26 protein-coding genes are annotated in these 24,749 nt (G+C 68.1%); 19 read left to right on the top strand and 7 right to left on the bottom strand.

Annotated elements, in window-relative coordinates; translation table 11 throughout:
- The first annotated feature begins 134 nt into the window (after positions 1-134).
- The 4 genes from BKA25_RS10015 to BKA25_RS28770 all read left to right on the top strand — a co-directional run bounded on the left by BKA25_RS10015 (position 135) and on the right by BKA25_RS28770 (position 3,177).
- Entirely contained in the window at positions 135-701 is a 567-nt protein-coding gene (locus BKA25_RS10015; RefSeq protein WP_069850373.1) for a hypothetical protein, read from the top strand.
- A gap of 110 nt (positions 702-811) precedes the next feature.
- Positions 812-1,600: an alpha/beta fold hydrolase gene (locus tag BKA25_RS10010; RefSeq protein WP_184285085.1), complete on the top strand. Its 789-nt coding sequence runs from the start codon at positions 812-814 to the stop codon at positions 1,598-1,600.
- A gap of 258 nt (positions 1,601-1,858) precedes the next feature.
- On the top strand, positions 1,859-3,052 hold the full coding sequence (locus BKA25_RS10005; RefSeq protein WP_084643177.1) for an alpha-amylase family protein: 1,194 nt from the start codon (positions 1,859-1,861) through the stop codon (positions 3,050-3,052).
- Positions 3,043-3,177, top strand: coding sequence for a hypothetical protein (locus BKA25_RS28770; RefSeq protein ID WP_512699156.1), 135 nt, complete (start codon positions 3,043-3,045; stop codon positions 3,175-3,177). The genes BKA25_RS10005 and BKA25_RS28770 overlap by 10 nt, the downstream gene beginning before the upstream one ends.
- 51 nt (positions 3,178-3,228) lie before the next feature.
- On the opposite strand, the gene BKA25_RS10000 is transcribed toward BKA25_RS28770, so the two are convergent.
- Positions 3,229-4,317 carry a phosphotransferase gene (locus tag BKA25_RS10000; protein ID WP_069850375.1) on the bottom strand — a complete coding sequence of 363 codons (1,089 nt, stop codon included), beginning with the start codon at positions 4,315-4,317 and terminating at the stop codon, positions 3,229-3,231.
- Between the two features lie 422 nt (positions 4,318-4,739).
- Between BKA25_RS10000 and BKA25_RS09995 the strand changes: the two genes are divergently transcribed.
- From BKA25_RS09995 to BKA25_RS09980, 4 genes are all read left to right on the top strand, one after another.
- A complete protein-coding gene (locus BKA25_RS09995) occupies positions 4,740-8,042 on the top strand; it encodes a family 78 glycoside hydrolase catalytic domain (protein WP_069853819.1) in 3,303 nt (1,100 codons plus the stop codon).
- A 214-nt stretch (positions 8,043-8,256) separates the two neighbouring features.
- Positions 8,257-8,907 (top strand): DsbA family oxidoreductase, encoded by a 651-nt coding sequence (locus tag BKA25_RS09990; RefSeq protein ID WP_069850377.1) that lies wholly within the window; start codon positions 8,257-8,259, stop codon positions 8,905-8,907.
- Positions 8,900-9,121: a hypothetical protein gene (locus BKA25_RS09985; protein WP_069850379.1), complete on the top strand. Its 222-nt coding sequence runs from the start codon at positions 8,900-8,902 to the stop codon at positions 9,119-9,121. The genes BKA25_RS09990 and BKA25_RS09985 overlap by 8 nt, the downstream gene beginning before the upstream one ends.
- A gap of 211 nt (positions 9,122-9,332) precedes the next feature.
- Complete coding sequence (locus BKA25_RS09980) at positions 9,333-10,121, top strand: exonuclease domain-containing protein (RefSeq protein WP_069853820.1); 789 nt, start codon at positions 9,333-9,335, stop codon at positions 10,119-10,121.
- 113 nt (positions 10,122-10,234) lie between these two features.
- Here the strand turns inward: BKA25_RS09980 and BKA25_RS09975 are convergent, their stop codons facing one another.
- The gene (locus tag BKA25_RS09975) at positions 10,235-10,714 is read right to left on the bottom strand and encodes an ArsI/CadI family heavy metal resistance metalloenzyme (protein ID WP_069850381.1); all 480 of its coding nucleotides are present in this window, start codon (positions 10,712-10,714) and stop codon (positions 10,235-10,237) included.
- An 80-nt stretch (positions 10,715-10,794) separates the two neighbouring features.
- On the opposite strand from BKA25_RS09975, the gene BKA25_RS09970 reads away from it, so the two are divergent.
- The 3 genes from BKA25_RS09970 (at position 10,795) to BKA25_RS09960 (ending at position 12,770) form a co-directional block, all read left to right on the top strand.
- Positions 10,795-11,160, top strand: coding sequence for an ArsR/SmtB family transcription factor (locus tag BKA25_RS09970; protein ID WP_069850383.1), 366 nt, complete (start codon positions 10,795-10,797; stop codon positions 11,158-11,160).
- The gene (gene arsB, locus BKA25_RS09965) at positions 11,157-12,254 is read left to right on the top strand and encodes an ACR3 family arsenite efflux transporter (RefSeq protein WP_069850385.1); all 1,098 of its coding nucleotides are present in this window, start codon (positions 11,157-11,159) and stop codon (positions 12,252-12,254) included. Before BKA25_RS09970 ends, arsB begins: the two co-directional genes overlap by 4 nt.
- Before the next feature lie 99 nt (positions 12,255-12,353).
- Entirely contained in the window at positions 12,354-12,770 is a 417-nt protein-coding gene (locus BKA25_RS09960) for an arsenate reductase ArsC (protein WP_069850387.1), read from the top strand.
- 70 nt (positions 12,771-12,840) lie between these two features.
- Here BKA25_RS09960 and BKA25_RS09955 read toward each other — a convergent pair whose 3' ends face one another.
- Together BKA25_RS09955 and BKA25_RS09950 are read right to left on the bottom strand one after the other, a co-directional pair.
- Positions 12,841-13,260 carry a VOC family protein gene (locus BKA25_RS09955; protein ID WP_069850389.1) on the bottom strand — a complete coding sequence of 140 codons (420 nt, stop codon included), beginning with the start codon at positions 13,258-13,260 and terminating at the stop codon, positions 12,841-12,843.
- Positions 13,261-13,270: 10 nt separating this feature from the next.
- Entirely contained in the window at positions 13,271-13,693 is a 423-nt protein-coding gene (locus tag BKA25_RS09950; RefSeq protein ID WP_069850391.1) for a helix-turn-helix domain-containing protein, read from the bottom strand.
- Between the two features lie 465 nt (positions 13,694-14,158).
- Here BKA25_RS09950 and BKA25_RS09945 point away from each other — a divergent pair, with 465 nt between their 5' ends.
- The 5 genes from BKA25_RS09945 (at position 14,159) to BKA25_RS09925 (ending at position 17,197) form a co-directional block, all read left to right on the top strand.
- Positions 14,159-14,359 carry a cold-shock protein gene (locus BKA25_RS09945; RefSeq protein WP_069853821.1) on the top strand — a complete coding sequence of 67 codons (201 nt, stop codon included), beginning with the start codon at positions 14,159-14,161 and terminating at the stop codon, positions 14,357-14,359.
- A gap of 498 nt (positions 14,360-14,857) precedes the next feature.
- A complete protein-coding gene (locus BKA25_RS09940) occupies positions 14,858-15,154 on the top strand; it encodes a hypothetical protein (RefSeq protein WP_069850393.1) in 297 nt (98 codons plus the stop codon).
- A 290-nt stretch (positions 15,155-15,444) separates the two neighbouring features.
- Positions 15,445-15,741 carry a hypothetical protein gene (locus tag BKA25_RS09935; protein WP_069850395.1) on the top strand — a complete coding sequence of 99 codons (297 nt, stop codon included), beginning with the start codon at positions 15,445-15,447 and terminating at the stop codon, positions 15,739-15,741.
- Positions 15,742-15,917: 176 nt separating this feature from the next.
- Positions 15,918-16,487: a TetR/AcrR family transcriptional regulator gene (locus BKA25_RS09930; RefSeq protein WP_216637741.1), complete on the top strand. Its 570-nt coding sequence runs from the start codon at positions 15,918-15,920 to the stop codon at positions 16,485-16,487.
- The gene (locus BKA25_RS09925) at positions 16,484-17,197 is read left to right on the top strand and encodes a GAP family protein (protein WP_069850399.1); all 714 of its coding nucleotides are present in this window, start codon (positions 16,484-16,486) and stop codon (positions 17,195-17,197) included. The genes BKA25_RS09930 and BKA25_RS09925 overlap by 4 nt, the downstream gene beginning before the upstream one ends.
- Before the next feature lie 6 nt (positions 17,198-17,203).
- Here the strand turns inward: BKA25_RS09925 and BKA25_RS09920 are convergent, their stop codons facing one another.
- The gene (locus tag BKA25_RS09920; protein ID WP_069850401.1) at positions 17,204-17,878 is read right to left on the bottom strand and encodes a response regulator; all 675 of its coding nucleotides are present in this window, start codon (positions 17,876-17,878) and stop codon (positions 17,204-17,206) included.
- Positions 17,875-19,485, bottom strand: a complete 1,611-nt coding sequence (locus BKA25_RS09915) for an ATP-binding protein (RefSeq protein WP_236750297.1) — start codon at positions 19,483-19,485, stop codon at positions 17,875-17,877. Before BKA25_RS09915 ends, BKA25_RS09920 begins: the two co-directional genes overlap by 4 nt.
- Positions 19,486-19,782: 297 nt before the next feature.
- Here BKA25_RS09915 and BKA25_RS09910 point away from each other — a divergent pair, with 297 nt between their 5' ends.
- Positions 19,783-21,138, top strand: coding sequence for a cation:dicarboxylate symporter family transporter (locus BKA25_RS09910; protein ID WP_069850404.1), 1,356 nt, complete (start codon positions 19,783-19,785; stop codon positions 21,136-21,138).
- Between the two features lie 159 nt (positions 21,139-21,297).
- Here BKA25_RS09910 and BKA25_RS09905 read toward each other — a convergent pair whose 3' ends face one another.
- Positions 21,298-21,987 (bottom strand): M23 family metallopeptidase, encoded by a 690-nt coding sequence (locus BKA25_RS09905; RefSeq protein ID WP_236750298.1) that lies wholly within the window; start codon positions 21,985-21,987, stop codon positions 21,298-21,300.
- Between the two features lie 656 nt (positions 21,988-22,643).
- On the opposite strand from BKA25_RS09905, the gene BKA25_RS09900 reads away from it, so the two are divergent.
- Together BKA25_RS09900 and BKA25_RS09895 are read left to right on the top strand one after the other, a co-directional pair.
- The gene (locus BKA25_RS09900) at positions 22,644-23,288 is read left to right on the top strand and encodes a GntR family transcriptional regulator (protein ID WP_236750299.1); all 645 of its coding nucleotides are present in this window, start codon (positions 22,644-22,646) and stop codon (positions 23,286-23,288) included.
- 143 nt (positions 23,289-23,431) lie between these two features.
- A complete protein-coding gene (locus tag BKA25_RS09895; protein WP_069850410.1) occupies positions 23,432-24,439 on the top strand; it encodes a 1-aminocyclopropane-1-carboxylate deaminase in 1,008 nt (335 codons plus the stop codon).
- The last annotated feature ends 310 nt before the right edge of the window (positions 24,440-24,749 follow it).

Raw genomic sequence — 24,749 nt, 5'->3', positions numbered from 1 at the left:
CGCTACCGCCGGGTCGATGTGCGCGACGTCGGGACGGTGCACCGATCGAGGACGTCTTACGCGGAACACGGCAGCGACCCGGCGGTTGGGTAGCCCTCCACGAGCGGTGGGACGACCTGGCGACCCGGCTCCTGGTGCTGCGTGGCCAGTTCGGCACCCCCGAGCGCGCCGAGTACGACACCGTTGCACCGCGGCAGCGACGCCGTTGGCTGCTGGCCCGGCTGGCCGCGAAGGACGCGGTACGCCGACTGATGTGGGATGGGGGTGCCGGGCCGATCTTCCCCGCCGAGCTGGAGATCCGGCATGCCCACGATCGAGGACCTGCTTCCGGCCTGTTGACGGTGGTCGGCAGGCATGGCAGGCAGGTTCCCGACCTGCGGATCGCGGTGGGGGTCGCGGGCGTCACGGCCGTGGCCATCGCCCGGCCCGCCGATCGGCCCGCTCCGGGAATCGCGATCACCGAGTACCGAGCCGGGTCGGACCGCTCGATCGCCGAGGAACTGGCGCTCGCCGCCGCGATGAGCACGGTGGATCCGGTCGTCTCGGAGGCACCCGCTCGGGTGCTGGCGACCGAGGGATCGCTGTGGGCGGTGCGGGTTCCCGAGGGGAGCGGCCCCGGGCGGACCCGTCAGGTCCGCACGGCGGTGCTCGACCAGGCCGAGGGGCTCGACGGCGGGCCGTGGCTGGTCGCATGGACCTGACCTCCGACCCCGAGCGGGTCCCCCGCTCATCAGCGACGACGACACGCGGGCACCGGTTGCCACGACACCGAGGGAGCATGGTGGGACTGATCACGCTAGGCGGGGTGGCGGTGAACACGACAGTGCTGCACCCCGAGGTCCCGGCGCCGGGCCATCCGATGGCGGTGTGTGTGCACGGGCTCGGCAGGGACAGCCTGGCGAGTTTCTATTGGACGCTCGCGATTCCGTTGACACGGCTGGGCTTCGCCGTGGCGTTGTACGACCTGCGCGGCCATGGCGCCAGCACCCGGCCCCAGGATGGTTACCGGCTCGACGACTTCAGCACCGAACTCGGCGGGGTGGTCGCTCACCTCACGGCCGAGTACGGCGACACCGGCCCGCTGTTGTTGGTCGGGAACTCCTACGGGGGCGCCGTCGCGCTGCACTTCGCGTATCAACGGCCCGAGCGCGTCGCCGGAGTCGCGGTACTGGAGTCCGGCCCACCCACCGAGCTGTGGTCCCGATCGATGCGGTTGACGATCGATGGGGTGCGGCGTGCCCTGCAGGCCCCGCAGACTCTCCAGGCGTTGAGGGAACGGCTCGGTCCGGTCGCCGTCGAGGAGTCGCTGCGGATGGCCGAGGAGTTCGCGGCGACCACGCTCTACGCCGATGCCCCGACGGGAACGCTGTTGTCCGAGTACGAGGTCGCCCGCTATCCGCACCCGGTGCTGGCCTTGTTCGGCGGTGCATCGCCTGCGGCGGGTGCGGCGCCGCTGCTGCGTCGCACGATGCCGAGTTGTCGGGTCGAGGTACTCGCCGGGCAGGGCCACACCATGCTCGTCGATGCACCGGGATCGGTGCGTCGACTGGTGCTGCCCTGGCTCGCGGACCGGGCCTCGGAGGCGGCACGCGGTCGATGAGCCGATCGTGCACCCGTTGCCGCCAACCGCTGCGTGAGGCGCACCGCGCCGCCTTCGGCGCGAGTGCGTGTGGTCGCCCGCGTCGGCTGTTTCTACGGTACTGTTCCGGCCGTCGTCGATGTCCTCGATCGAGGCCGAATCCCTTTCGGATGCGCGTTTTCCGAGTGTGTTCGGACCCGTTTCGGGAGTCGAGGGACGGCGGTCGCGAACCGACGGCGGCACACCGCATCATCGAGGGTGAAGGGAAAGCGACTCCTGATGTCCTGGGTTCGCCATGCGATGTGGTGGCAGGTCTATCCGTTGGGTTTCCTCGGTGCCCCGCAACGACAACCGGATCCCGGTGTCGAGCCGAGGCGCCGGTTGACCGATCTCGTCGACTGGCTCGACTACCTGGTTGAACTCGGTTGCAACGGGCTCGCACTCGGGCCCGTGTTCGAGTCGGGCACCCATGGCTACGACACGATCGACTACCGGCGAATCGATCCGCGACTCGGGACCGAATCGGACTTCGACGCGGTGCTGGCCGCCTGTCGGAACCGAGGTATCCGAGTACTGTTGGACGGCGTCTTCAATCATGTCGGCCGCGACTTCCCACCCTTTCGCGATGTTCTCGCACGCGGCCGCGACTCCCGATTCGCGAATTGGTTTCGGCTCGATTTCGCGGCCACCGACGAACCGGACGGATTCGGTTACGCCGATTTCGAAGGACACCGGAAACTCGTCGCGTTGAATCACGCCGAACCGGCCGTGGCCGATCACGTCGTCGAGGTGATGTCGCATTGGCTGGACCGGGGCATCGACGGCTGGCGACTCGACGCCGCCTACGCGGTGCCGCTGCCGTTCTGGCGCACGGTCGGCGATCGGGTGCGCCGAGCGCATCCGCACGCGTGGCTGGTGGGCGAGGTGATCCACGGCGACTACTCGGCCTGGATCCGGGAGGGCGGGCTGGACTCGACCACCCAGTACGAGCTGTGGAAGGCCGTCTGGAGCAGCCTGCACGACGCCAATCTCTTCGAACTCTCCTGGGCCCTGGAACGACATGCGACGTTCGCCGCCGACTTCCGGCCACTGGTGTTCCTCGGCAACCACGATGTGAGCAGGCTGGCGAGTGTGCTGGCGGACCCGAGGCTGATCGAGCACGCCATCGTGGTGCTGTGCACGGTGCCCGGGATCGTCAGCGTGTACGCGGGCGATGAACAGCGGTTCCAGGGGATCAAGGAGGAACGGGAGGGCGGCGATGACGCGATCCGCCCGGAATTCCCGGCGTCCCCACGGGAACTCGCGCCCTACGGTTGGGACACCTACCGGCGGTATCAACAGCTTCTCGGGCTGCGACGGCGGTTCCCGTGGTTGGTCGACGGCCGCATCGAGATCGTCCAGGTGGCCAACGAACAGTTGGTCTACCGGGTGACGGCCGCCGATGAGTCGGCCCCCGGTTGTCGGTGGCGTTGAACCTCACCGACACGCCACAGTCGCCGCCGGTACCGACGGGCACGGTCGTGTTGGCCGCGTCGGGACACGGCGGAGATCCGGGCGAGGTACCGGCGCGCGGCTGGACGGTCAGCGTCCTCGGTTGAAACTTCCTCGGTCGAGATCGACGGATTCCACGCCGTCTCGGGGCGCATCCATCATGAGTCTCGACCGGCGACCATCCCGAGTTCACGCAGGGAACCCCAGGCCAGGGTCGCGAGACCGGTCGGCGAGAGCACGCCCCGGACGATGGCCAATGCGTCGGATCGGGCCTGCCGGTCGAAGCCGTCGAGGTCGAGAACCTCGGCGGCCGGGATCACCAGGTCCTCCAGCGCCCGAGCACATCGGTAGTAGGCCAGCCGGGCGGGATCGATCTCGATGGGGCCATAGCCATCGAAGAACCAGGACTGCTCCTGCTCACCGACCAGCGCGAAGTACAGCACACCACCGAGAACGAACTGCAGGTCCAGCTCGGGCGGCGCCAGGACGGTGTCGTCCCAGTCGATCAACCACACCTGGTCGGCACCGCGCAGAAGCAGGTTGCCCAGATGCGGATCGCCATGGCAGATCACCCGGGGAGTCGGCCGGTCACGTAGGTCGGATGCGAGCACCTCGACCTGGGTCGTCAGGCTCGTGATCAGTTCCTTCGAGGCACGCCACTCGGCACGAAGGGACTGAACGAGCCGGTCGTCGAGGCCGGCGGGATGCGGGTCGCCCCGGTCAGCGCGCGACGCCGCCGCATCGAGTTCGTCGATGCCGCGTTGGACGGTCCGCACGGCCGCGACGTACTGCTCGTGGAGGCGGTACTCCTCCCGGGGCAGCACGGCCGCCAGTTCGGCGTCGACCGGCACGGCATGGGCCTCGGCGAGCACTCCGCCGTAGGACCGCCAGTGTTCGCTCGTCATCGCGCCGTTCATCGCGATGTCCCCCGAGAGCCACGGTGTCAACGACAACCGTCGCCCGGCGCGCTCGCGGTAGAGACCTCCGGCCGTCGTTCGGATGGGCCCCGCGACTCCGGGTACCCCGTGATCGGCGAGCCGGTTTGGGACGGTCAATCCGGCACGACTGCCACCGGTCGTCCATTTGATCGCATATCGAGCGCCGTCCGAGGCGATCCCGCGTCGCACCTGGGCCGCGCGATCCGCGCCCTGGTCGACCGATTCGATCGAGACGAGGTCGATACCGAAGTCCGCTCGAATCCACTCGGCCAGCGGTGCCTCGCCCCGCTGCCGATGGTCTGCGGACATCCGGGAATTCGATGTCACCGCGCTCCCTCCCCCTGAGATCGGACGGGCTTCGCGCAGCCCGCGCCGAGGTCGGCCGGATCGGACATCGCGGACACCCTAGCCGGCGGGGTTCTCCCACGGCCAGCGAGTTTCATCGGCGAGGACGATCCCTCCCCACCTGCCACTCGATCGCGGGATTCCGCCGACCCGAAGCGGTGATCGGCAGCGACGAAGGTCCTTGCGGCAGGCGACGGCCGGCCGGATCCGGACATCCACGGCATTCCCAGACCCATCGGCGATGATTACCGTCCGAAGTGGATCGATCATCGAGAGTCGTCGCCGCTACCGCGACCGGTGTCGGCGGCGCTGTAGTTCCTTCGGACCACGGTGGGCGACCTCGCACGATGTCCACCGCGAACCCTCTGATCGGGAAAGGCGAAGCGATGGCCAAGCGCATGAATCGGCGTGGATTCCTGCACACCTCCGCCGTCGGGGCCGGGGCCGGAGTGGCGGCGTTGTCGCTGTCCTCGGTGTCGGCCGCCGCACAGGACGGCCCGAGCCACCGGGACGGGCCCATCGACGACGAGGACGCCACCGACCGTGCCCAGCCGGGCATTCTGCGGGTCGAGCGCACCACGGTCGAGTACGCCGAGACCCTGTTGGGGACCGATGTCACCGAGCCTCGGCTGGCCTGGGTGCTGGCCGCCGACGGACACGGGGCGCGGCAGAGCGCCTATCGGATCCAGGTCGGTAGCGACGAGCATCGGCTGGCGGCAGGCATCGCCGACATCTGGGACTCCGGCCGGATCTCCTCGGATCGCACGATCGGGATCGACTACGCGGGCCCGGTGTTGCTACCCAGGACCCGCTATCACTGGCGGGTGCAGGTGTGGGACGGCGACGGGCGCGAATCCGACTGGAGCGCGATCCGCTGGTGGGAGACCGCCCTGCTCGATCAGCCGTGGCAGGCCGAGTGGATCGGCACGCCCGAGGCGGCGGCCCCACCCACCTTCGACGGCGCATCGTGGATCTGGTCGCCCGACTCGACCTCGGACGGGGCACCCGTCGGCCCACGCTGGTTCCGGGGCGAGCTGCCGCTCGCGCCGGGCACCGAGGTGCGCCGGGCCGTCGTGGTCGCCACCGCCGATGACGACTTCACCCTGTATCTCGGGGGAGGTCGGGTGCTACACACGCCGGAACAGGTCGATGGTTGGAAGATCGGCCAGACCGCCGATGTCACCTCGGCGGTACGCGCGGCCGAGGGTGTCCTCGTGGTCGCCGCGCGCGCCGTGAACCGGGGAGACGCCTCGGTCAACCCCGGCGGCCTGCTGGTCCGGCTGGTGGTGGAGACGACCGACGACCAGACCGTCGAGCTGGTGACCGGCCGAGCCTGGCGGGTGTCCGACGTCGAACAACCCGGTTTCGCCGAGCCGGAATTCGACGACCGGCACTGGGCCTCGGCGGCGGTGCTCGCGCCCTACGGTGCAGGCCCGTGGGGCGCCGACGTGAGCGTCGTACGCCCCGAGCGGCCCGCGCCGCTGCTGCGCCGCGAGTTCGACCTCCCCGCCGAGGTGCGTCGGGCGCGGCTCTATCTCAGTGGACTGGCCTACTACGAGGCCGCGATCAACGGGCATCGGGTCGGCACCCAGGTCCTGGATCCCGGATTCACCGACTACGACGAGACGGTGCTCTACGCGGTGCACGACGTGACCGAGTCCGTCGGGATCGGTTCGAACGCCATCGGGGTCGTGCTGGGCCGAGGCTTCTACGGGATGACCACGCCGAACGTCTGGGACTGGCACCAGCCGTCCTGGCATGGCGAGCCTCGGTTGCTCGCCCGGCTGGAGATCGACCACACCGACGGCACCACCACGACGATCGTCACGGACTCCGACTGGCGGATCACCGACGGACCGACACTGACGAACTCCTTGTTCGCGGGCGAGACCTACGACGCCAGGTTGGCACCGGGCGCCTGGACGTCCCCCGGCTTCGACGACACGGGTTGGGGCCACCCCGAGTCGGTCGAGGCCCCTCGTGGCGCGCTCGTCGCGCAGGAACACGAGCCCATCGAGTTGCTGACCACCATCCGACCGACGGCGATCACCGAGCCCGTACCCGGCGTCCACGTGGTCGACATGGGCCGCACGATGGCGGGCTGGGCCCGACTGACCGTGCGCGCACCCGAGGGCACCCTGGTCGGCCTGCAATACGGCGAACGGCTGGACGACGCGGGCCGGGTCGTCGGCTCCAACGGCCACGTTCCCGGCAGGCACCAACTCGACGAGTACATCTGCGCGGGGGACGCGGCGCAGACCTGGGAGCCGAGCTTCTCCTACAAGGGCTTCCGCTACGTCGAGGTGACCGGGTTGCCCGCCGCGCCCCGACCCGAGGAGGTCCAGGGGCGGCTGGTGCACAGCGCCGTCGGTGAGACCGGGACCTTCGCCTGTTCGGAGCCGTTCTACGAGCAGCTGGATCGGGCGATGCGCCGGACCCTGCTGAACAACCTCCACGGCATCCCGACGGACACCCCGATGTACGAGAAGAACGGCTGGACCGGAGATGCCCAGCTGGGCGCGCCGACGATGTTGTTCGCCTTCGGGATGGCTCGCTTCTTCACCAAGTGGGTCGGCGACCTCACCGACAGCGCGGTGCGGGACTCGATTCCGGTGATCGTGCCCAGCGGAAGCTGGGGATACGGCGACCTGGCGCCCTCCCCGGAGTGGACGACGGTCTACCCGTTCCTGCTCCGCGAGATGTACCGGGTCTACGGCGACGAGCGGCTGGTCACCAGGCATTGGGAGCCACTGGTGCGCTATCTGGACTGGGAGATCGACCGACTCGTCGACGGTCTGGCGATCACCGAGCTCGGCGACTACCTGGCGCCCGGATACGGGGGCAATCCGCCGGAGGACACCAGGCTGACGGCGACCGCCTACCTGTGTCGCGCGCTGTTGGACACCGCCGAACTGGGCGCGGTGCTCGGACATTCCGAGGTGACCGAGCGGTATCGACGGGTCGCCGAGGAGTGCACCGATGCGTTGAACGCGACCTTCCTCGGCCCGGCGGGGCATTATCGGACCGCGCGGGACCCCGGCTATCGGCAGACGTCGAATGCGGTGCCGCTGGCCTTCGGGCTGGTCCCGGCGCAGTCGCGGGAATCGGTGCTGGCGAGTCTGGTGGCCGACATCCGTGAGCGGGGCGACCACCTCAACACCGGGGCGCTCGGCACCAGTGTGCTGCTCCGCGTGCTCAGCGCCCACGGCCATTCCGAGCTGGCCCACGCCGTCGCGATCCAACGCACCTATCCGAGTTGGGGTTTCTGGTTCGACAACGGCGCGGACACGATGTGGGAGATGTGGCACGCGGACTCCCGCTCCCGAGATCACTACTTCCAAGGCACCGTCACCCAGTGGCTGTACGAGAACGTCGCCGGGCTCCGACCGGGTGAGGCCGGCTATCGCGAGCTGGTGGTGCGACCGGATGCCCGGGTAGGGGTGGACTGGGCCCGGGCGGAGCTGCAGACCGTCCGGGGCGCGGTGTCCGTGGAATGGGAGACCGCGGGCGACGCGGTGTCGATGCGGGTGACGGTGCCGGTGGGTTCCCGCGCGGAGGTCCATGTGCCTGCTTCCGAGCCGAGTCAGGTCACGGTCTCGCCTGCCGCCGAGGTGCTGCGGATGGAGAACGGGCACGCGGTGCTGCAGGTCGGGCACGGCGGGTGGGAGTTCGTCGGCCGGATCGGGTAGCGCGGGCGTCCGCCGTTCGCTTCGGGCCGAAGCAGCGCGGTCTCGCCCGCCGGGGCGGGCACGACGGGAAGCATTCCGACCGGTTCGGTGTTGTCCGTGGTGCCTGCCCGCGCGGGTGGTGGCGCGGCAGTCTGCTGCCTCGCCACGCCGTGCTGCCACGGGCCGGGCTGGTCGGCCGGACCGGTCGCCGTTCAATTTCCCCGGAGGAGTCTTCGTGCAACCGAGTGAGCCGATCAAGGTCGACATCTGGTCCGACATCGCCTGCCCGTGGTGCTACATCGGCAAGCGGCGGTTCGAGACCGCGGTGGCGAAGTCCGGGGAGAACGTGGTGGTGGAGTACCACAGCTTCGAGCTCAGCCCGGACACTCCGGTGGACTTCGGGGGCAGCACGGCCGAGTTCCTCAGCCAGCGCAAGGGCATTCCACCGCAGCAGGTGGAACAGATGTTGACGCAGATCACCGAGCTCGCGGCCCATGAGGGACTGTCGTACGACTTCGAGATCCTGCATCACACGAACACCCGTAAGGCGCACCGGCTGCTGCACTTCGCCAAGGCCGAGGACCGTCAGATCGAGCTCAAGGAACGGCTGCTGAGCGCCTACTTCGAGCAGGGCCGTCACCTCGGCAAGGACGAGGAACTCGTCGAGTTGGCCGTCGAGGTCGGGCTGGATCGGGATCGCGCCGTCGAGGTGCTCGCCGGTGACGAGTACCTCGACGACATGGAGCAGGACATGCGCACGGCGCAGCAGTATGGGATTCGCGGGGTGCCGTTCTTCGTCATCGACGGCAAGTACGGCGTCTCGGGAGCGCAGGAACCCGACACGTTCGTGGCGGCCCTGCGCACGGCACGGAACGGCGGTGAGTGACGTCGTGCGGCCCGAGCACACCCCCGATCCGGGTGCGCCGCTCGGGTCGGACGCGGCTGCCGCTGCCGGAGTCTCGCCGCTCGAACCGCCGCCGGGCGGCGGGTTGCGGATGCTGGGCGCGGAATCGGCCGTGGCCTGCGAGGGCGACAGCTGTCTGATCCCGGTGGATGCCGCCGACACCCCACGCGCCGAGAGCCCGCCGACGGGGGCATAGCAGGCGCGGCACGGCCTGCCTGTGGTGTCGGAAACTGATCCGTCCGGCACCGCAGGTCCGGCATCGCCGAGGGTGGCGGTCGCGGGTGCCCGCCGGATTCGGGTCGTTTCTAGGTCACCCAGCGCGATCACCTTGGGCGACAAGGCAAACCGATCGGGAGCGCCGCAGGCGACGAGTGTCCACCGTCGGCATGATCGGCTACCTTCGGTGCATGATCCGATCCGCCATGTCCTGGTCCGACGGTCCGTTGACGGCGTTCGATCTGGAGACGACGGGGGTGGACACCGCGACCGACAGGATCGTGACCGCCACGGTCGTCGCCATCAATCCCGGGGTGGAGCCGGTCGTGTCCAGCTGGCTGGCCGATCCGGGCGTCGAGATCCCCGCCGCCGCGGCCGAGGTGCACGGAATCACCACCGACCACGCCCGCGAGCACGGTCGCGACGCGGCCACCGTGGTGGCCGAGGTCGCCGCGCGACTGGCGGAGGTGTGGAATCCCGCCACCCCGCTGTGCATCTACAACGCGAGTTTCGATCTCTCTCTGCTGGACGCGGAGCTGCGTCGACACCACGGCCGAGGCCTGACGTTGAGCGGGCCCGTCGTCGACCCGATGTGCATCGACAAGCACCTGGACCGCTTCCGCAAGGGCAAGCGAACCCTGGGCGCGCTCTGCGAGCATCACCAGGTTCGGCTGGAGGACGCACACAGCTCCACCGGGGATGCGCTGGCCTGCGCCCGGCTCGCCTGGCGGCTGGCCCGCCGATATCCCGATCAGGTCGGCACCGTGGACCTCGGCGAGCTGCACGAGCTGCAGTCGGGCTGGTACCGGACCCAGACCACCGGTTTCGCCGACTATCTCGATCGCCTCGCAGGCAAGGAAGCCGATCCCACCGAGGCAGAGCAGCTGCGGATCCGGGCGGCCGACGTCCGCGCCACCGCAGAGCATTGGCCGCTGCGGATGGCCGTCGAGCCCGCCGAGGTCTCGGTGCCCGCAGGCTGAGATCGAGCGGCAACACGGCAGCGGTGCGTGGTCGCGATGACACCATGCCGGTCGCGGCTGCTCGCCGTAGGTGATCGACGCGAGGCGAGCAGCCGGAACGATGCGGTTTCCGATCAGCAGCAGCTGCCATCGGTTTGGGTTTCCGCTGCGGCCGCACCCGGGCCGGCATCGGAGGTACCGCAGGCTGCGGTACCTGCCGTGGCCGGACTGTCGTGCCCGAACGAAGCGGAGTCCCCGGTGACGGTGTAGACCTCCCACGGCTCCTGGCCGGGACCATGCACCCAGACCTTGTCCTGCTCGGCATAGCAGCAGGTGGTGTCCTTCTCGACAAGGGTCTCCATGCCCTCGCCGGTGAGACGTCGGGACGCGGCATCGACCTGATCGGTGGAGCCGACCTCGATACCGAGGTGGTCCATCACGGTGTCCTGCCCGGGCTCCCCTTGGAGCAGGACCAGCTTCAGTGCCGGTGTGCTGATGGCGAAGTTCGCGTAGCCGGGGCGACGCTTGGCCGGTTCGGTGTCGAAGAGCTTGGTGTAGAACGCAATCGAGCTTTCGAGGTCGCCGACCCGGAGAGCGAGCTGTACGCGGGACATGGAACTCCTTGGATAGATGTTTATCGAAGCAAGGCGTAGTCGACATTGCCCTCTAGATAGAGAGATGTCAATATAGAAAGATGTCGAAGCAACTGCCGTTGGCGGCGATGGACGCCTGCTGTTCTCCGTTGGCCCGCGAACCGTTGTCCGCCTCGCAGGCTGCGGAACTGGCGAAGATCTTCAAGGCCATCTCCGACCCCATTCGGCTGCGCCTGCTCTCGCTGATCGCCTCACACGGGGGCGGAGAGGTGTGCGTGTGTGACCTGACCAGTGCCTTCGACGTCACGGGCCCGACGATCTCTCACCACTTGAAGGTGCTGCGCGAGTCAGGACTGATCGACGGTGAACGCCGAGGAACCTGGGTGTACTACCGAGTCCACCCCGAGGTCCTGGCACGACTGTCCGCGGTCTTGGTGCCCGCCGCCCCCGCGACAGCCCCCGCATGAGCACCGCTGAACGACCTGACGCCACGGCAGGTCTGGTCGGGAGGCTTTCGACCCTCGACCGGTTCCTGCCGGTGTGGATCGCCGTCGCGATGGGCGTGGGACTGTTCGCAGGCCGGGCCGTTCCGGGTCTGGATACCGCCTTGAACGCGGTGTCGGTCGACGGCATCTCCCTACCGATCGCCGCCGGGTTACTGATCATGATGTACCCCGTACTGGCGAAGGTTCGTTACGACCGCGTCGACACTGTCACGGGTGACCGCAGGCTGCTGTGGTCCTCACTGACGCTGAACTGGGTCATCGGACCGGCATTGATGTTCGCCCTGGCGTGGCTGCTGCTGCCGGATCTGCCCGAATACCGAACCGGATTGATCATCGTCGGTCTGGCCCGCTGCATCGCGATGGTCATCATCTGGAACGATCTCGCGTGCGGCGACCGCGAGGCCGCCGCCGTCCTGGTGGCGCTGAACTCGGTGTTCCAGGTCCTCATGTTCGGGGTACTGGGCTGGTTCTATCTCGCGGTGCTGCCGGGCTGGCTGGGCCTCGCCCAGACCGACCTCGCCGTGTCGGGCTGGCAGATCACCAAGAGTGTGCTGATCTTCCTCGGAGTGCCCCTGACGGCAGGATTCCTGACCCGCTATCTCGGGGAGAGGGCAAAAGGTCGCCAGTGGTACGAGACGAGGTTCCTGCCCAGGATCGGCCCCTTCGCGCTCTACGGCTTGCTGTTCACCATCGTCGTTCTCTTCGCTCTCCAAGGTGATCAGATCGCCGACCGCCCAGTCGACGTGCTGCGCATCGCACTACCTCTGTTGGTGTACTTCGCCGTGATGTGGGGCGGTGGCTACGCCTTCGGCAAGGCCATCGGCCTGGGCTACGAACGCACGACGGCGCTGGCTTTCACCGCAGCGGGCAACAACTTCGAACTCGCCATCGCCGTCGCGATCGCGACCTACGGCGCTACCAGTGGACAGGCCCTGGCCGGAGTCGTCGGCCCGCTGATCGAGGTTCCGGTCCTCATCGGCCTCGTGTACGTCTCATTGGCGTTGCGCCGACGCTTCACCCGCCCTTCCCCCGATTCCGTGACTCCACGGCCATGACCGAATCGCACCGCCTCACTGCAACAGCGAACCGGGCGACGACGTGATGGAGCCTCGTCGGGCCTTGCGTGCGGCGACCCCGAGAACCAAGGAGCCACCGTGTCCGACCGACCCGAAGTGCTGTTCGTCTGTGTGCACAACGCCGGCCGATCCCAGATGGCCGCCGCGCTGCTCGACCACCACGCCCAAGGCCGCGTCGTCGTCCGCTCCGCCGGGTCGGCCCCTGCGGACTCGATCAACCCCGCTGTCGTCGCGGTGATGGTCGAGCTCGGGCTTGATCTGACGAAGGAGTTCCCCAAGCCGTTGACCAGCGACGCGGTGCAGGCCTCCGATGTGGTGATCACGATGGGCTGCGGCGATGTTTGTCCGATCTTCCCGGGGAAGCGCTACCTCGACTGGACACTCGATGATCCAGCAGGCCAGGGCATCGACGCAGTCCGGCCGATCCGCGATGAGATCGACCGCCGCGTGCGCAGGCTCCTCGCCGAGATCGTGCCCGAGGTACTGACCGAGTAGTTTCCGCCCTGCAAGCACGCCAACCGGGCACGGCGCGATGCCGCGCCGTGCCCGGTGTGCTCGAGTGGTGTCAGTCGTCCTGCTCGACGAGCTGCGTGATGCGGATGCGGTTGCCGAACGGATCCCGGAAGCCGCAGTCGATGCCGTAGGGCCGCTCTTCCGGCTCGTCGGTGAACTCGACGCCCTTGGCGAGCAGCTTCTCGTAGGTCGCCCGGCAGTCGTCGGTGGTGAGGATGAACCAGCCGCTCATCGCCCCCTTGGTGACGAGCTCGCGGACCTGCTCGGCGGTCGACTCGTCCATCGCGGGTGCGCCAGGCTTCTCCAGCAGGATCTGCCTGCTGGGATCGCCGGGCACCGTGACGGTCAGCCAGCGCATGAATCCGAGGTCGGTGTCGGTGTGCAGTTCGAGACCCAGTGTGTCCACGTAGAACGCACGGGCTTCGTCCTGGTCTAAGACGTAGAGCTGGGAGTGCGTGATCGATTTGAGCATGAGCACAACGCTATTGGGGCGTCGAACGGGGTGCTTCTCCAAAAGAACTCGGTCGCAGCCAGGACATCGCGAAGCAGGTCGGCACCGCCAGCGTGCCCAACCGCCTGCGGTACTCGGTGGGCGACTCGCCGACGATGTCGCGGAAGGTGCGGCTGAAGGTGCCGAGGCTGGTGAAGCCCACCTCCATGCAGATCTCCGTCACACTGCGATCCGATTCGCGCAGCCTGATCATCGCCCGCTCGACCCGACGACGCTGTAGGTAGCGATGCGGGGTCTCGCCGAAGGTGGCCCGGAAGGTGCGGATGAGATGTGTCGGGGACACATGCGCGAAACGGGCCAGCGCGGCGATGTCCAGTGGTTGCGCGTACGAACGGTCCATCCGGTCGCGCACCCGCAGCATCAGGCGATTGGACTGCTCCACGGCTCGGCTCATGGCTGCACCTCAGCACGTCGGGCGGACAACGATGGCTCCGATCGTTCGAACCGGTACGGTCCCCTGTCGCCGCACGGTGATCGCCGTCGTCACCGCTCGTACAGCAATCGGTTCCGCCATGCCCGCAAAGAGTGATCCAAGCGATACCCGTAAGCCGCCGACCTGCACGATCGGCGTCCGTTAGGCCGAGATCCACCGACCGATCGGAGTGTTCAAGGTCGAGACAGCTGCCGAGCTGATCGTGACGTGCAACACTCTACGGTGTCGTGGGGAACGAATAGGCTGTCGATCGGGTTGAACAGGGTGGTCGTCAGCTTTGTGTTCGTGTTTCACCACGCTCGCGGAAACGATGTTGCGGGCGCGCCGTCTCTTTCCTTGCAGGCCAAGCTGGAGAAGTCGCCGTCTGAGACCCGACCCGGGGACCGCACGGTGCGGACCCGTATCTGGCCCTGCGAAGGAGCAGACATGGCACAGGGAACCGTCAAATGGTTCAACTCGGAAAAGGGCTTCGGCTTCATCGCGCAGGAGAGCGGCCCTGACGTCTTCGTGCACTACTCGGAGATCAGCGGCAGCGGCTACCGCAGCCTCGAGGAGAACCAGCGCGTCGAGTTCGAGATCAACCAGGGCCCCAAGGGCCCGCAGGCCGTTCAGGTCCGCGGCGTCTGAAGCACCCCTTCATAGCTCTCATCAGCGTATTCGCTGACTGAGTACGCGAAGTCCCGATGCCCCCGACCGGATGCGGTCGGGGGCATCGGCGCGTCCGGAACCGTTCCACCCGGGATCCCCCCGGTGTTGCGAACCGGTGCCCCGTCGCGATCCCGCCGCAATCGACGATCCGAGCGCCTGCGACCGACCGTGACCCGACCGGTCGGAGCGGCCCGATGTCGCCGATAAACCCCCGTATCTCCCCCTCGAAAACCCTTGTGTCGTGGGATTCACAGCAGGCATCCTGAAAGGCTTGCCACCCGGCAGGCCGGTTCTCGCCTGATCGACACCTGCGGAGCATGAACGCCGGGCCTCGCGAGGAGCCCGCACCAACCCGCCTGCCGGGTTCGAGCCGAACAACGCAGCAATGAAGAAGGGAAGCGGCGCCATGACGTACTACGCCTAGCCGCCCGCTCGGAGAATCCGGGAGCACGGGCGGCGGGTTCCGGAAGGAACGAGATGTCCCGCACGGACAAGACGAAGCCACGTTTTGTGCGCTTTCGCGAGCACAATCCTCGCCCGGTCCACGATCACCGGTTCGGTGTCTGCGATCTGCCCACGTCCCCGGCGCGCGAGGAGAGCGACACCCGATGCAGGTGGGTCGACTTCGCGATCCGCGTCGGCTGCTGCCAGGGCTGCAAGATCCGCAGCCACATCAAGGAGCGCCAGGAGTGGATCAGGGAGGCCAACCGCAGGCAGCGCTATGCGGGCCGACGTACGGCACGTCGTCATGCCGCCGAGGCGAACTTCGACTGATCCCGAGGCATCACCCTGGTGTTTCGCCACGCTGCGAGCAGAGCCCGGATGGTGCGATCACTCGATGTATTCGCTTGCATCCAAGATCGAGCCGATGAGAGCTTGGGCGGCTGTCCACCGAACAACCCGGCCACCCGCCTACGCCGCAGGGCGTGGACAGCGTGCGAGCGCCGCGAGACGATCGCGGGCTCGAGACAACCGAATGAGAGGAGCGTGGCCATGAAGTTCTGGATCTAGCCGCCCGCCCGGACAGTCCGGGAGCACGGGCGGCGGGTTCCGGAAGGAACGAGATGTCCCGCACGGACAAGACGAAGCCACTCTTCGTGCGCTTCCGAGAGCACCGGCCTCAACCCGATCATGATCACCGATTCGGCGCTTGCGATCTACCGCCTGCTCCGACGCGAGAGACCACGGACACCCGCTGCAGGTGGATCGAATCGCTCCGTGTCGGCTTCTGCTGCCAGGGTTGCAAGATCCGAGGCCACATCAAGGAACGACAGCAGTGGGACAAGCACGAGAACCGCAAACAGCGCTATGCGGGCCGACGCGCAGCACGTCGCTATGCCGCCGGGGGCGACTTCGACTGATCACCCCGAGGCAATCCGCCCAGCCTTGATCGCCGACGACCCGCAGCCCGATGGGCGGCGGGTCGCTCTCGGTCTCCCCCGCTTTCGATATGAGCCTGATCGACTCCAAAAAAATAATACCGTGCTATTTTTACGTCATGGTGCGAACAGCCGATCAAGAGGCGAGGCGGCGACAAGTGGCCGAGGCGCTGCTGACCGTCATCGCCAGAGATGGTCTGGCCGGCGCGAAACTGGCGAGCGTCGCCGCCGAGGCAGGCACGTCCATCGGCCTGGTGCAGAGTTACTTCCGAAGTAAGAGCGACCTGCTCCGCTTCGGGATCGAATACATGTATGCCCGAGCGGCCGAGCGCATCGCCGAGGCACCCCGGGGCACCACGATCCGGCAGACCCTGATCTCCATCATGGAGACCCTGCTGCCGCTGGACGAGGCGCGCCGAGGCGAGCTGTCGGTGTGGTTGGCCTTCATCCCCGTCACGTTGACCGACCCGGCTATGCGCGCCCTGCACCACCACAACACCGAACGCCTCCTGAGCGGTCTCACCGATGGCTTCGCTCGCGCTCAGCAAACCGGTGAGCTACCCAGCCGACTGGACCCCCGCGAAGAAGCGAGTGCCCTGGTCGCACTCACCGATGGGATCTCCGTGCACTGCCTGGCCACCGGCGGCGACTTCGACGCGGCCCGCGCCCGCCGGTTACTGACCAACCACCTCGATCGTCTCTTCACCGAAGGGTCCGACTCGCCATGACCATCGCTCTAGCGCTCGGCCTCATCGGCCTGGCCCTCGTCGACAGCACCAGCATCGGAACACTGTTCATCCCCATCTGGTTACTGCTGGCCCCCGGCAGGGTGCGACTCGGCCGTTTCGCCGTCTACCTCGGCACCATCGTGGTCTTCTACTTCGCCGTCGGGCTGCTCATCCTGCTGGGCGCCGAGGCCTTCCTCGACTCGATCGGCTCGCTGCTCTCAAGCATCGACGAGACGGTGTTGCGCAGCATCCAGCTGGCACTGGGCGTCGGCCTGTTCGCCTACAGCTTCCGGCTCACCTCGAAACGACAGGCCGCCAAGAGTCGACCGGGCCGTATGACGCAATGGCGCGAACGAGCGATGATCGGCGAGGGCAACACCGGCTCGTTGATCAGCCTGGCACTGTTGGCGGCCACCATCGAGGTGGCCACGATGCTGCCTTATCTAGCCGCCATCGGGCTGCTGATCGCCTCGGGGATGTCCTTCGCCGCCACCACCCTGACCCTGGCCCTGTACTGCATGGTCATGGTGCTGCCCGCGCTGGTGCTGATCCTGGCCAGGCTGATCGCACACCAGCGGGTGGATCCGCTGTTGCAGCGACTCAACGACTGGATGACCAAGAACGGGGGCGACGCGCTCGGCTGGATAGTCGGTATCGCGGGTTTCCTGCTGGCCAGGGATGCGGTGGTCTTCCTCTTCTTCGCCGACTGACCGGGCTCACCTGATCGCCGAGTACCGAACCTCCGGTCGGCCGACTTGACCGTAATGCGGGGTGCGGCGGGCCAGGCCGTTGTCTGCGAGGTACTCCAGATAACGGCGGGCCGTCACCCTGGACACCCCGACCTCGCCTGCCAACGCCGCAGCGGAGAGCCCGTCCCCCGCCGCCCGCAGCGCCGCACTCACCAGATCCAGGGTGTGACCGGTCATGCCCTTGGGCAGGGCCCCGTGGTCGGGAGTGCGCAGGGTGGCGAGTACCCCGTCGATCTCGGCTTGATCGTCGACCTCGCCGGTGCGCAGGACCTGGTCGCGGAACCGGCGATAGCGCTCCAACTTGGCCCGCAACGAGGCGAAGGTGAACGGCTTCAACAGGTACTGCACGATCCCCGCCGAGACCGCCGCCCGCACCACCGTGAGGTCGCGGGCCGAGGTCACGGCGATCACGTCGACGGAACTGCCTGCCGCTCGCAATGCCCGGCAGACCGCCAGCCCGTGCAGGTCGGGGAGATAGAAGTCGAGCAGGACGAGGTCGACCTCGCCCCGTTCGCAGAATCGGATCGCGGCGCTCCCGGAATGCACCACCCCGGCGACGGTGAATCCGGCCACCCGCTCGACATAGGTGCGATGGGCCGCCGCGGCGACCGGGTCGTCCTCGACCACCAGCACCCGGATCATCCGACTCCGCTTCCTCTCGGCCCGGCGGGCAATCGCACCGTGAAGACGGCTCCGAGGTCGGAGCCGATCTCGATCGTGCCACCATGGCGACGCACCGCCTGGCCCACGAGCGCCAGGCCGAGTCCTCGGCCACCGAGCGAACCGCCCGACTTCGTGGACCACCCTCGGCGGAACATCTCCTGTGCGACCTCGGGGGCCACTCCCCCGCCGGTGTCGGCGACCCTGACCAGCAGTCCGCCGTTCTCGGCACGCACGGTGACCGTCACCTTGGCAGACCGTGTCTCGGCATTCTCGACGGCGGCGTCGATCGCGTTGTCGACGAGGTTGCCCAGGATGGTGACCAGATCCCGCGCATCGATGCTGGATTCGGCGTCCTGCATCGAGGTGTCGGCGCTCAGGACGAGTTCGACGCCCCGCTCGTCGGCCTCGGCGGACTTGCCGAGCAACAACGCCGCCAACACCGGCTCGGACACCGCCCCGACCACCCGGTCGGTGAGCTGTTGGGCGGTCACCAGCTCCGCGGTCGCGAAGTCAACGGCCTCGTTCGTGCGGCCGAGTTCGACCAGCGAGACCACGGTGTGCAACCGATTCGCCGACTCGTGCGCCTGCGAGCGCAGGGACTCGGCGAACCCGCGCACGGTGTTCAACTCGCCGGTCAGGCTCTGCAGCTCGGTGTGATCCCGCAGCGTCACCACGGTGCCCTGATCACGTCCACCGGATCGGACCGGGGCCACGTTGACCACCAGCACCCGGGTGTCGGCGAGGTGGATCTCATCCGAGCGGGTCTCGGCTGCGGTCACCGCGTCGACGAGGTCGTCGGCCAAGCCGATATCGGCCACGGCGACGCCCCTCGGATCGCCTGCGAGGTCCAGCAGCTCGCGAGCCGCATCGTTGCACAGTCTGATGCGCCCGTCCCTGCCCACGAGCAGCAGGCCCTCCCGAACCGAGCCGAGGATCGCCTCGTAGTACTCGAACATCTGGCTCAGCTCGGCGGGCGCCACACCTCGGGTCTGTCTGCGCAGCCGGGCGCTGACCAGGATGCTGCCGCCCACTCCGGCGATCAGGACGCCCAACGCGACCAACAGCAGGCCGGGCACCCGACCGGCCAGCTCCCCGGCCACCGAGGTCACGGTGATGCCGACGGCGACCAGGCCGATGATCTCCTCGCCGTCGGCTCCGAAGACAGGCGCCACGGTCCGCAGCGATGGGCCGAGGGTTCCGGTGTAGGTCTCGGTGAGGACCTCGCCGCGTAGCGCGCTCTCGGTGTGTCCGATGAATCGCTGTCCTATCAACTCCGGGTTGGGATGCGAATACCGGACACCGCTGGGATTCATGATCGTCACGAAGTCGACGTCGGTGTCCCTACGTACCCGTTCTGCGAAGGGCTGTAGTTCGAGACTCGGATCGGCCCTGGTCAGGGCCGCACGGACACTCGGTGAGTCCCGCACGGTGACGGCCACGGCGGTGACCTCGTCGGCCGCGCGGTCCTCGGTGACCCTGGCCGCGTCGAGATAAGCGGGTATCAGGGCGCCCGCGACCAGCACGCCCACGACCGCCACCTGCAGCACGAGCAATTGCCTGGCCAGGCTCCAGTGCCGCTTCCGCATCTGCTCATGGGACCACATGCGGAAGTGGGCGGAATGGGACCAGGCCGCTGTGCTGCGAGTTCAGACTGCCGGCCGCCGCTCCCGTAGCCCTTCCCGGTGACGGCTACGGGGCCGGCGCACGTCGAGCACGGTCGCGCCCGCAACCGCACCCGTTCGATTTACACAATGAACACAAGCGTGACCCAGCTCATAAGGCGCCGGATAGTCACTCCGAATCGCACATCCTGCTAGGAGGCAACGGTGCCAACACCGCCGACCGTCGACGAGGCCGGGCAGAAGCCGGCTCGGCGCGACCGCATGCACTACCTGTACATCGCGGTGATCTCCGCGGTGGTCCTCGGCATCATCGTCGGTTTCGCCGTCCCCGAGTTCGCCGTCGGGCTCAAGCCGCTGGGCGAGGGCTTCGTCGACCTGATCAAGATGATGATCAGCCCGATCATCTTCTGCACCATCGTGCTCGGCATCGGCTCGGTGGCCAAGGCCGCGAGTGTCGGCAAGGTGGGCCTGCTGGCTCTCTGCTACTTCATCGGAATGTCGACCTTCGCCCTGGCGATCGGCCTGGTCGTCGGCAACCTGCTGCACCCCGGCGAGGGCATGCAGCTGGATCCGGCGGCGGCCGCCGAGGTCCAGGAGAGCGCCGGTTCCGGCGAGGGCACCGTCGACTTCCTGCTCGGGATCATCCCGGAGACGATGGTCTCGGCGTTCACCGACGGATCGGTGCTGCAGACCCTGCTGGTCGCGCTGCTGGCGGGCTTCGCGCTACAGAAGATGAGCAAGTCGGGTGAGCCGGTGCTGCGGGGCATCGAGCACATCCAACGGTTGGTGTTCCGCATCCTGTCGATGATCATGTGGGCGGCACCGGTCGGCGCATTCGGCGCGATCGCCGCAGTGGTCGGCGAGACCGGCTGGGATGCGCTGCGCAGCCTGGCCGTGATCATGGTCGGCTTCTACGCGACGTGTCTCATCTTCATCTTCGTCGTCCTCGGCACGGTGCTGCGGCTGGGCGCGGGCATCAGCATCTTCTCGCTGCTGCGCTACCTGGGCCGCGAGTTCCTGCTGATCTTCTCCACATCCTCCTCGGAGTCCGCGCTGCCCAGGCTGATCGCGAAGATGGAGCACCTCGGGGTGAGCAAGCCGGTCGTCGGCATCACGGTGCCCACCGGCTACTCCTTCAACCTCGACGGCACCGCGATCTACCTGACGATGGCGACGCTGTTCGTCGCGGCCGCCCAGGGCAGCCCGCTCGCGGTGAGCGAGCAGATCTCGCTGCTGATCTTCATGATCATCGCCTCGAAGGGCGCGGCGGGTGTGAGCGGTGCGGGTATCGCGACGCTGGCAGGCGGTCTGCAGTCGCACCGGCCCGAGTTGGTCGACGGCGTCGGCTTCATCCTCGGTATCGACCGCTTCATGTCGGAGGCACGCGCGCTGACCAACTTCGCGGGCAACGCGGTGGCGACGGTATTGATCGGCTCGTGGACGAAGGAGTTCGACGCCGCCCAGGCCAAGCGAGTGTTCTCCGGGGAGGCGCCGTTCAACGAGGCCACCCTGGTCGACGACCACGCACCGGCCAAGGATGCGGCGGCGGAGGTCGAGACCGTGCCCGCTCCGGTGTCGGCAGGCGCAGGCTCGGCCAAGGAGAACACGCCCGCCTGAGTGCGGCGCAGCTCGCCCGGCGTGACGGGATCGCCGCCCCCACCGTCACGCCGGGCGCACCACCGGGCTTCGGCGCCGCCAGCGCCGGGCCTCGGATACAACGAAGACCCCCGCCAGGTGTTCTGGCGGGGGTCTCGGGTGTTGTTGCTCGGGTGTTTCTTACTGGACGGTGATGCCGCGCTCGGCCAGCCAGGGCTGGGGGTCGATCTTCTGGCCGCCGACGTTGACCTCGAAGTGCAGGTGCGGCCCGGTGGACTGGCCACGGTTACCGATCGTGGCGATCTGATCGCCGGCCTTGACCTGCTCACCGACACTCGCGGTGAAGGTCTCGACGTGGCCGTAGGTGGTGATGGTGCCGTCGGGGGCCTGGACGCGGACCCACTGGCCGAAGCCGGTGGCCGGCCCGGCGTTGATCACCGTGCCGTCGGTGGCCGAGACCACGGGGGTGCCGATGGGGCCTGCGATGTCGATACCGAAGTGGTTGGTGCCCCAGCGGGCGCCGTAGCCGGAGGTGAAGGTTCCCTCGGCGGGCTTGACGAACTCCGGACGGTTGGCCTCCGCCTCAGCGGCTGCCTGCTCGGCGACCCGGGCGGAATGGGCCTGGGCCTCACCCGCGAGGGTGTGGAACTGCAACGTCGGGGCGACGTCGTTGTACAGCGGGGCCATCGCCGCGCCGGCGTCCTGCTCGGCCGTGACCCCACCATCAGCAGACGCAGGGGCGGGGGTCTCGGTGGCACCGGCCAACAGCGGCTGACCGCCCAGCAGGAACGCACCGGCCAACACCGCCGACACAGCCGACTTACCAACCCTGGAGGAACGAACGAACGGGTTACGGGTACGCAGCGTCAAACCAAGCTCCAATACAACTCGAAAACAGAACACGGGGCGCCCTAGATGAAGGCCATCGAAAGGTCGGCGATCCGACCTGCCCCATGTCCCACACGAAGAAGATGAAGAGGACTTGAAAGGGGCTCCGACACCGGCCGCTCAAGGGGGCCGCGTCGTGATGACCGGGCGTGACGTACAAATCCGAACCTAAGCGCCGCTCACCCAACGCCACCACCCGATGTGACCCGCACCGCCACCAGGCACAAACCAAGCCCGAAAACCTCGACAGAGCGTCACCACTCCCCGCCGAACCGCCGCCCACAACGACCAGACCTCGGAGCGCCTCGCACCTGATCGACAAAAATAAGCGGACCCAACCCAGGCACGAGCTTGATCAGTCGGTTGCGAGGCGTGGGCGCTCCACCCAGCGCCGGGGCGCCCGTGGGGCCCACGTCCCGCGCAGCATCGGGTGCTCACCCTCGGGGGCGGCGCCCCCGGAACGCAGGGCTGTCACAGCACGCCCGAGAAGAGCACCAGCATCAAGATGCTCACGCGCACCGCGCGTTCCTATCGGGCCGGGTCGGGCGGGTACGGGTAGCGCTCTCCGTCAACTCTTGACGGCCGAGGCTCGGCGATGTGCAATATATTGCATGCCGGTACCGGAGAGTCACCATGTCATGGCGAGGTCGCTGCTGCGCGACGATGCCTATCGGGCGATTCGGGATGCGATCGTCGATGGCACGCTCGCCCCCGGCGAACGGCTGGTCGACTCCGAGCTGATCGACTGGCTCGGAGTGAGCCGGACACCGATTCGGGAGGCGCTGTCGAGGTTGGATCAGGCCGGCCTCGTGCGATCCAAGCCCGGCCGCTACACGATCGTCGCCCCACTGGATGTCCGCGCCACGCGCGAGGCGCAGGCCGTGGCGGCGGCGCTCCACGAACTCGCGGTGCGCAGTGCCGTCCCCGCGCTGACCGAGACCGAGCTGGCACTGATGCGCCAGGCCAACCAACGCCTCGCCGAGGCGTTGGAGGCCGAGGATGTCGACGGCGCGCTCGCCGCAGACGACGACTTCCACGCCGTCACGGTGACCGCAGCCGCCAATGAAACCCTGCACGCGATGCTCGACCAGGTCACCCCGCTACTGCGCCGAGTGGAACGGGTGCGCTTCGCGTCGCTCGCCGGTCGGGGATCGGTCGCCCAACACAGCCGGATCATCGAGCTGTGTGCCGCAGGCGAGGCCGAGCACGCCGCCGTGGCCACCCGTCACAACTGGGAGACCCTCGAACCGCTGCTGCACGCCGAGGAGACCGACGCGCCGTAGCTACGGCCCGAATGCCCATGCCTGCGACGGCATGCGCGTCCGCTACTTCGACAACGGCACCGGGCAACCGTCCCAGCGCCGCGCCGAACGCACCGCAGGCAGCACCGACCACCGGAACCCCATCGGCCCGAGGAGTATTCGCCATGTCCATCGAGGACTTCCCCCGACACCCGCTGCTCTTCGGACCCAGCCCGGTCCATCCGCTGGAGCGACTGACCGCGCATCTGGGCGGTCCACGTATCTGGGCGAAACGCGAGGACTGCAACAGCGGGCTGGCCTTCGGCGGCAACAAGACGCGCAAACTGGAATACCTGGTGCCGGACGCACTGGCGCAGGGCGCGGACACCCTGGTCTCGATCGGCGGCATCCAGTCCAATCACACCCGCCAGGTCGCCGCGGTCGCCGCCAAGCTCGGGCTGAGGGCACGGTTGGTGCAGGAGAGCTGGGTCGACTGGCCCGATGCGGTGAACGACAAGGTGGGCAACATCCTGCTCTCACGCGTGCTGGGCGCCGAGGTCGAACTGGTGCGGGCCGAGTTCGGCATCGGATTCAAGGAGAGCTGGGAACGGGCGCTGGCGGACATCCGCGAGCAGGGCGGCACCCCGTATGCCATCCCGGCCGGAGCATCGGACCATCGGCTCGGCGGGCTGGGCTTCGCGAACTGGGCCGCCGAGGTGCAGCGGCAGGAACAGGAACTCGGGATCTTCTTCGACACCATCGTCGTGTGCAGCGTGACCGGCTCTACGCAGGCGGGCATGATCGCGGGATTCGCCGGCCAGGACCGCCCGCGCCGCGTCATCGGCATCGACGCCTCGGCCCGGCTCGCCGAGACACATGCCCAGGTGGAGAAGATCGCCCGTGCCACCGCCGATCTGATCGGGCTCGGCCGTGACCTGCGCTCCGAGGAGATCGAGGTCCGAGCCGGCTGGGCGGGCGCGGAGTACGGCATCCCGGTGGACTCGACCCTGGCCGCGATGCGACTCACCGGCAGCCTGGAGGGCGTCATCCTCGACCCGGTCTACGAGGGCAAGTCGATGGCCGGGCTGATCGATCTAGTGCGCGACGGCGACATTCCCGCCGACGCCACCGTCCTCTACGCGCATCTCGGCGGCCAGCCCGCGCTGAACGCGTACAGCGGGTTGTTCTCCTGAGACAAGCTCGCCTCCACGAAGAACAACGGACGTCCACCTCGCCACCCGGCCAGGCGGAACCGCTGACTGAAACTCATCGATAGTTGGCAGTTCCGCCACTTCTGGCCGCCGGGTCACCGGCCTACTGTCGGCTGGCCGGGTGGCGAGGAGTCCGCCCGTGCCCGACCTCGCAGTCGACAGGAGGCGCAGTCCGGCCAGCCACGTCGGCCGAGTGCGCACGGAGGGTCAACACTCGGCGTCGATATCCCGATATCGGGGTCGCGGTTGAGTCATGCCTGGCGGGCGGGTCGGAAACGCCGTTCTCGTGGAA

Origin of the sequence: Actinoalloteichus hymeniacidonis (genome assembly GCF_014203365.1) — a bacterium.
In the GTDB taxonomy this organism is placed as follows: domain Bacteria; phylum Actinomycetota; class Actinomycetes; order Mycobacteriales; family Pseudonocardiaceae; genus Actinoalloteichus_A; species Actinoalloteichus_A hymeniacidonis.
The sequence above is the reverse complement of the archived record's forward strand: the minus strand, read 5'-3'. Positions and strand labels throughout refer to the sequence as shown.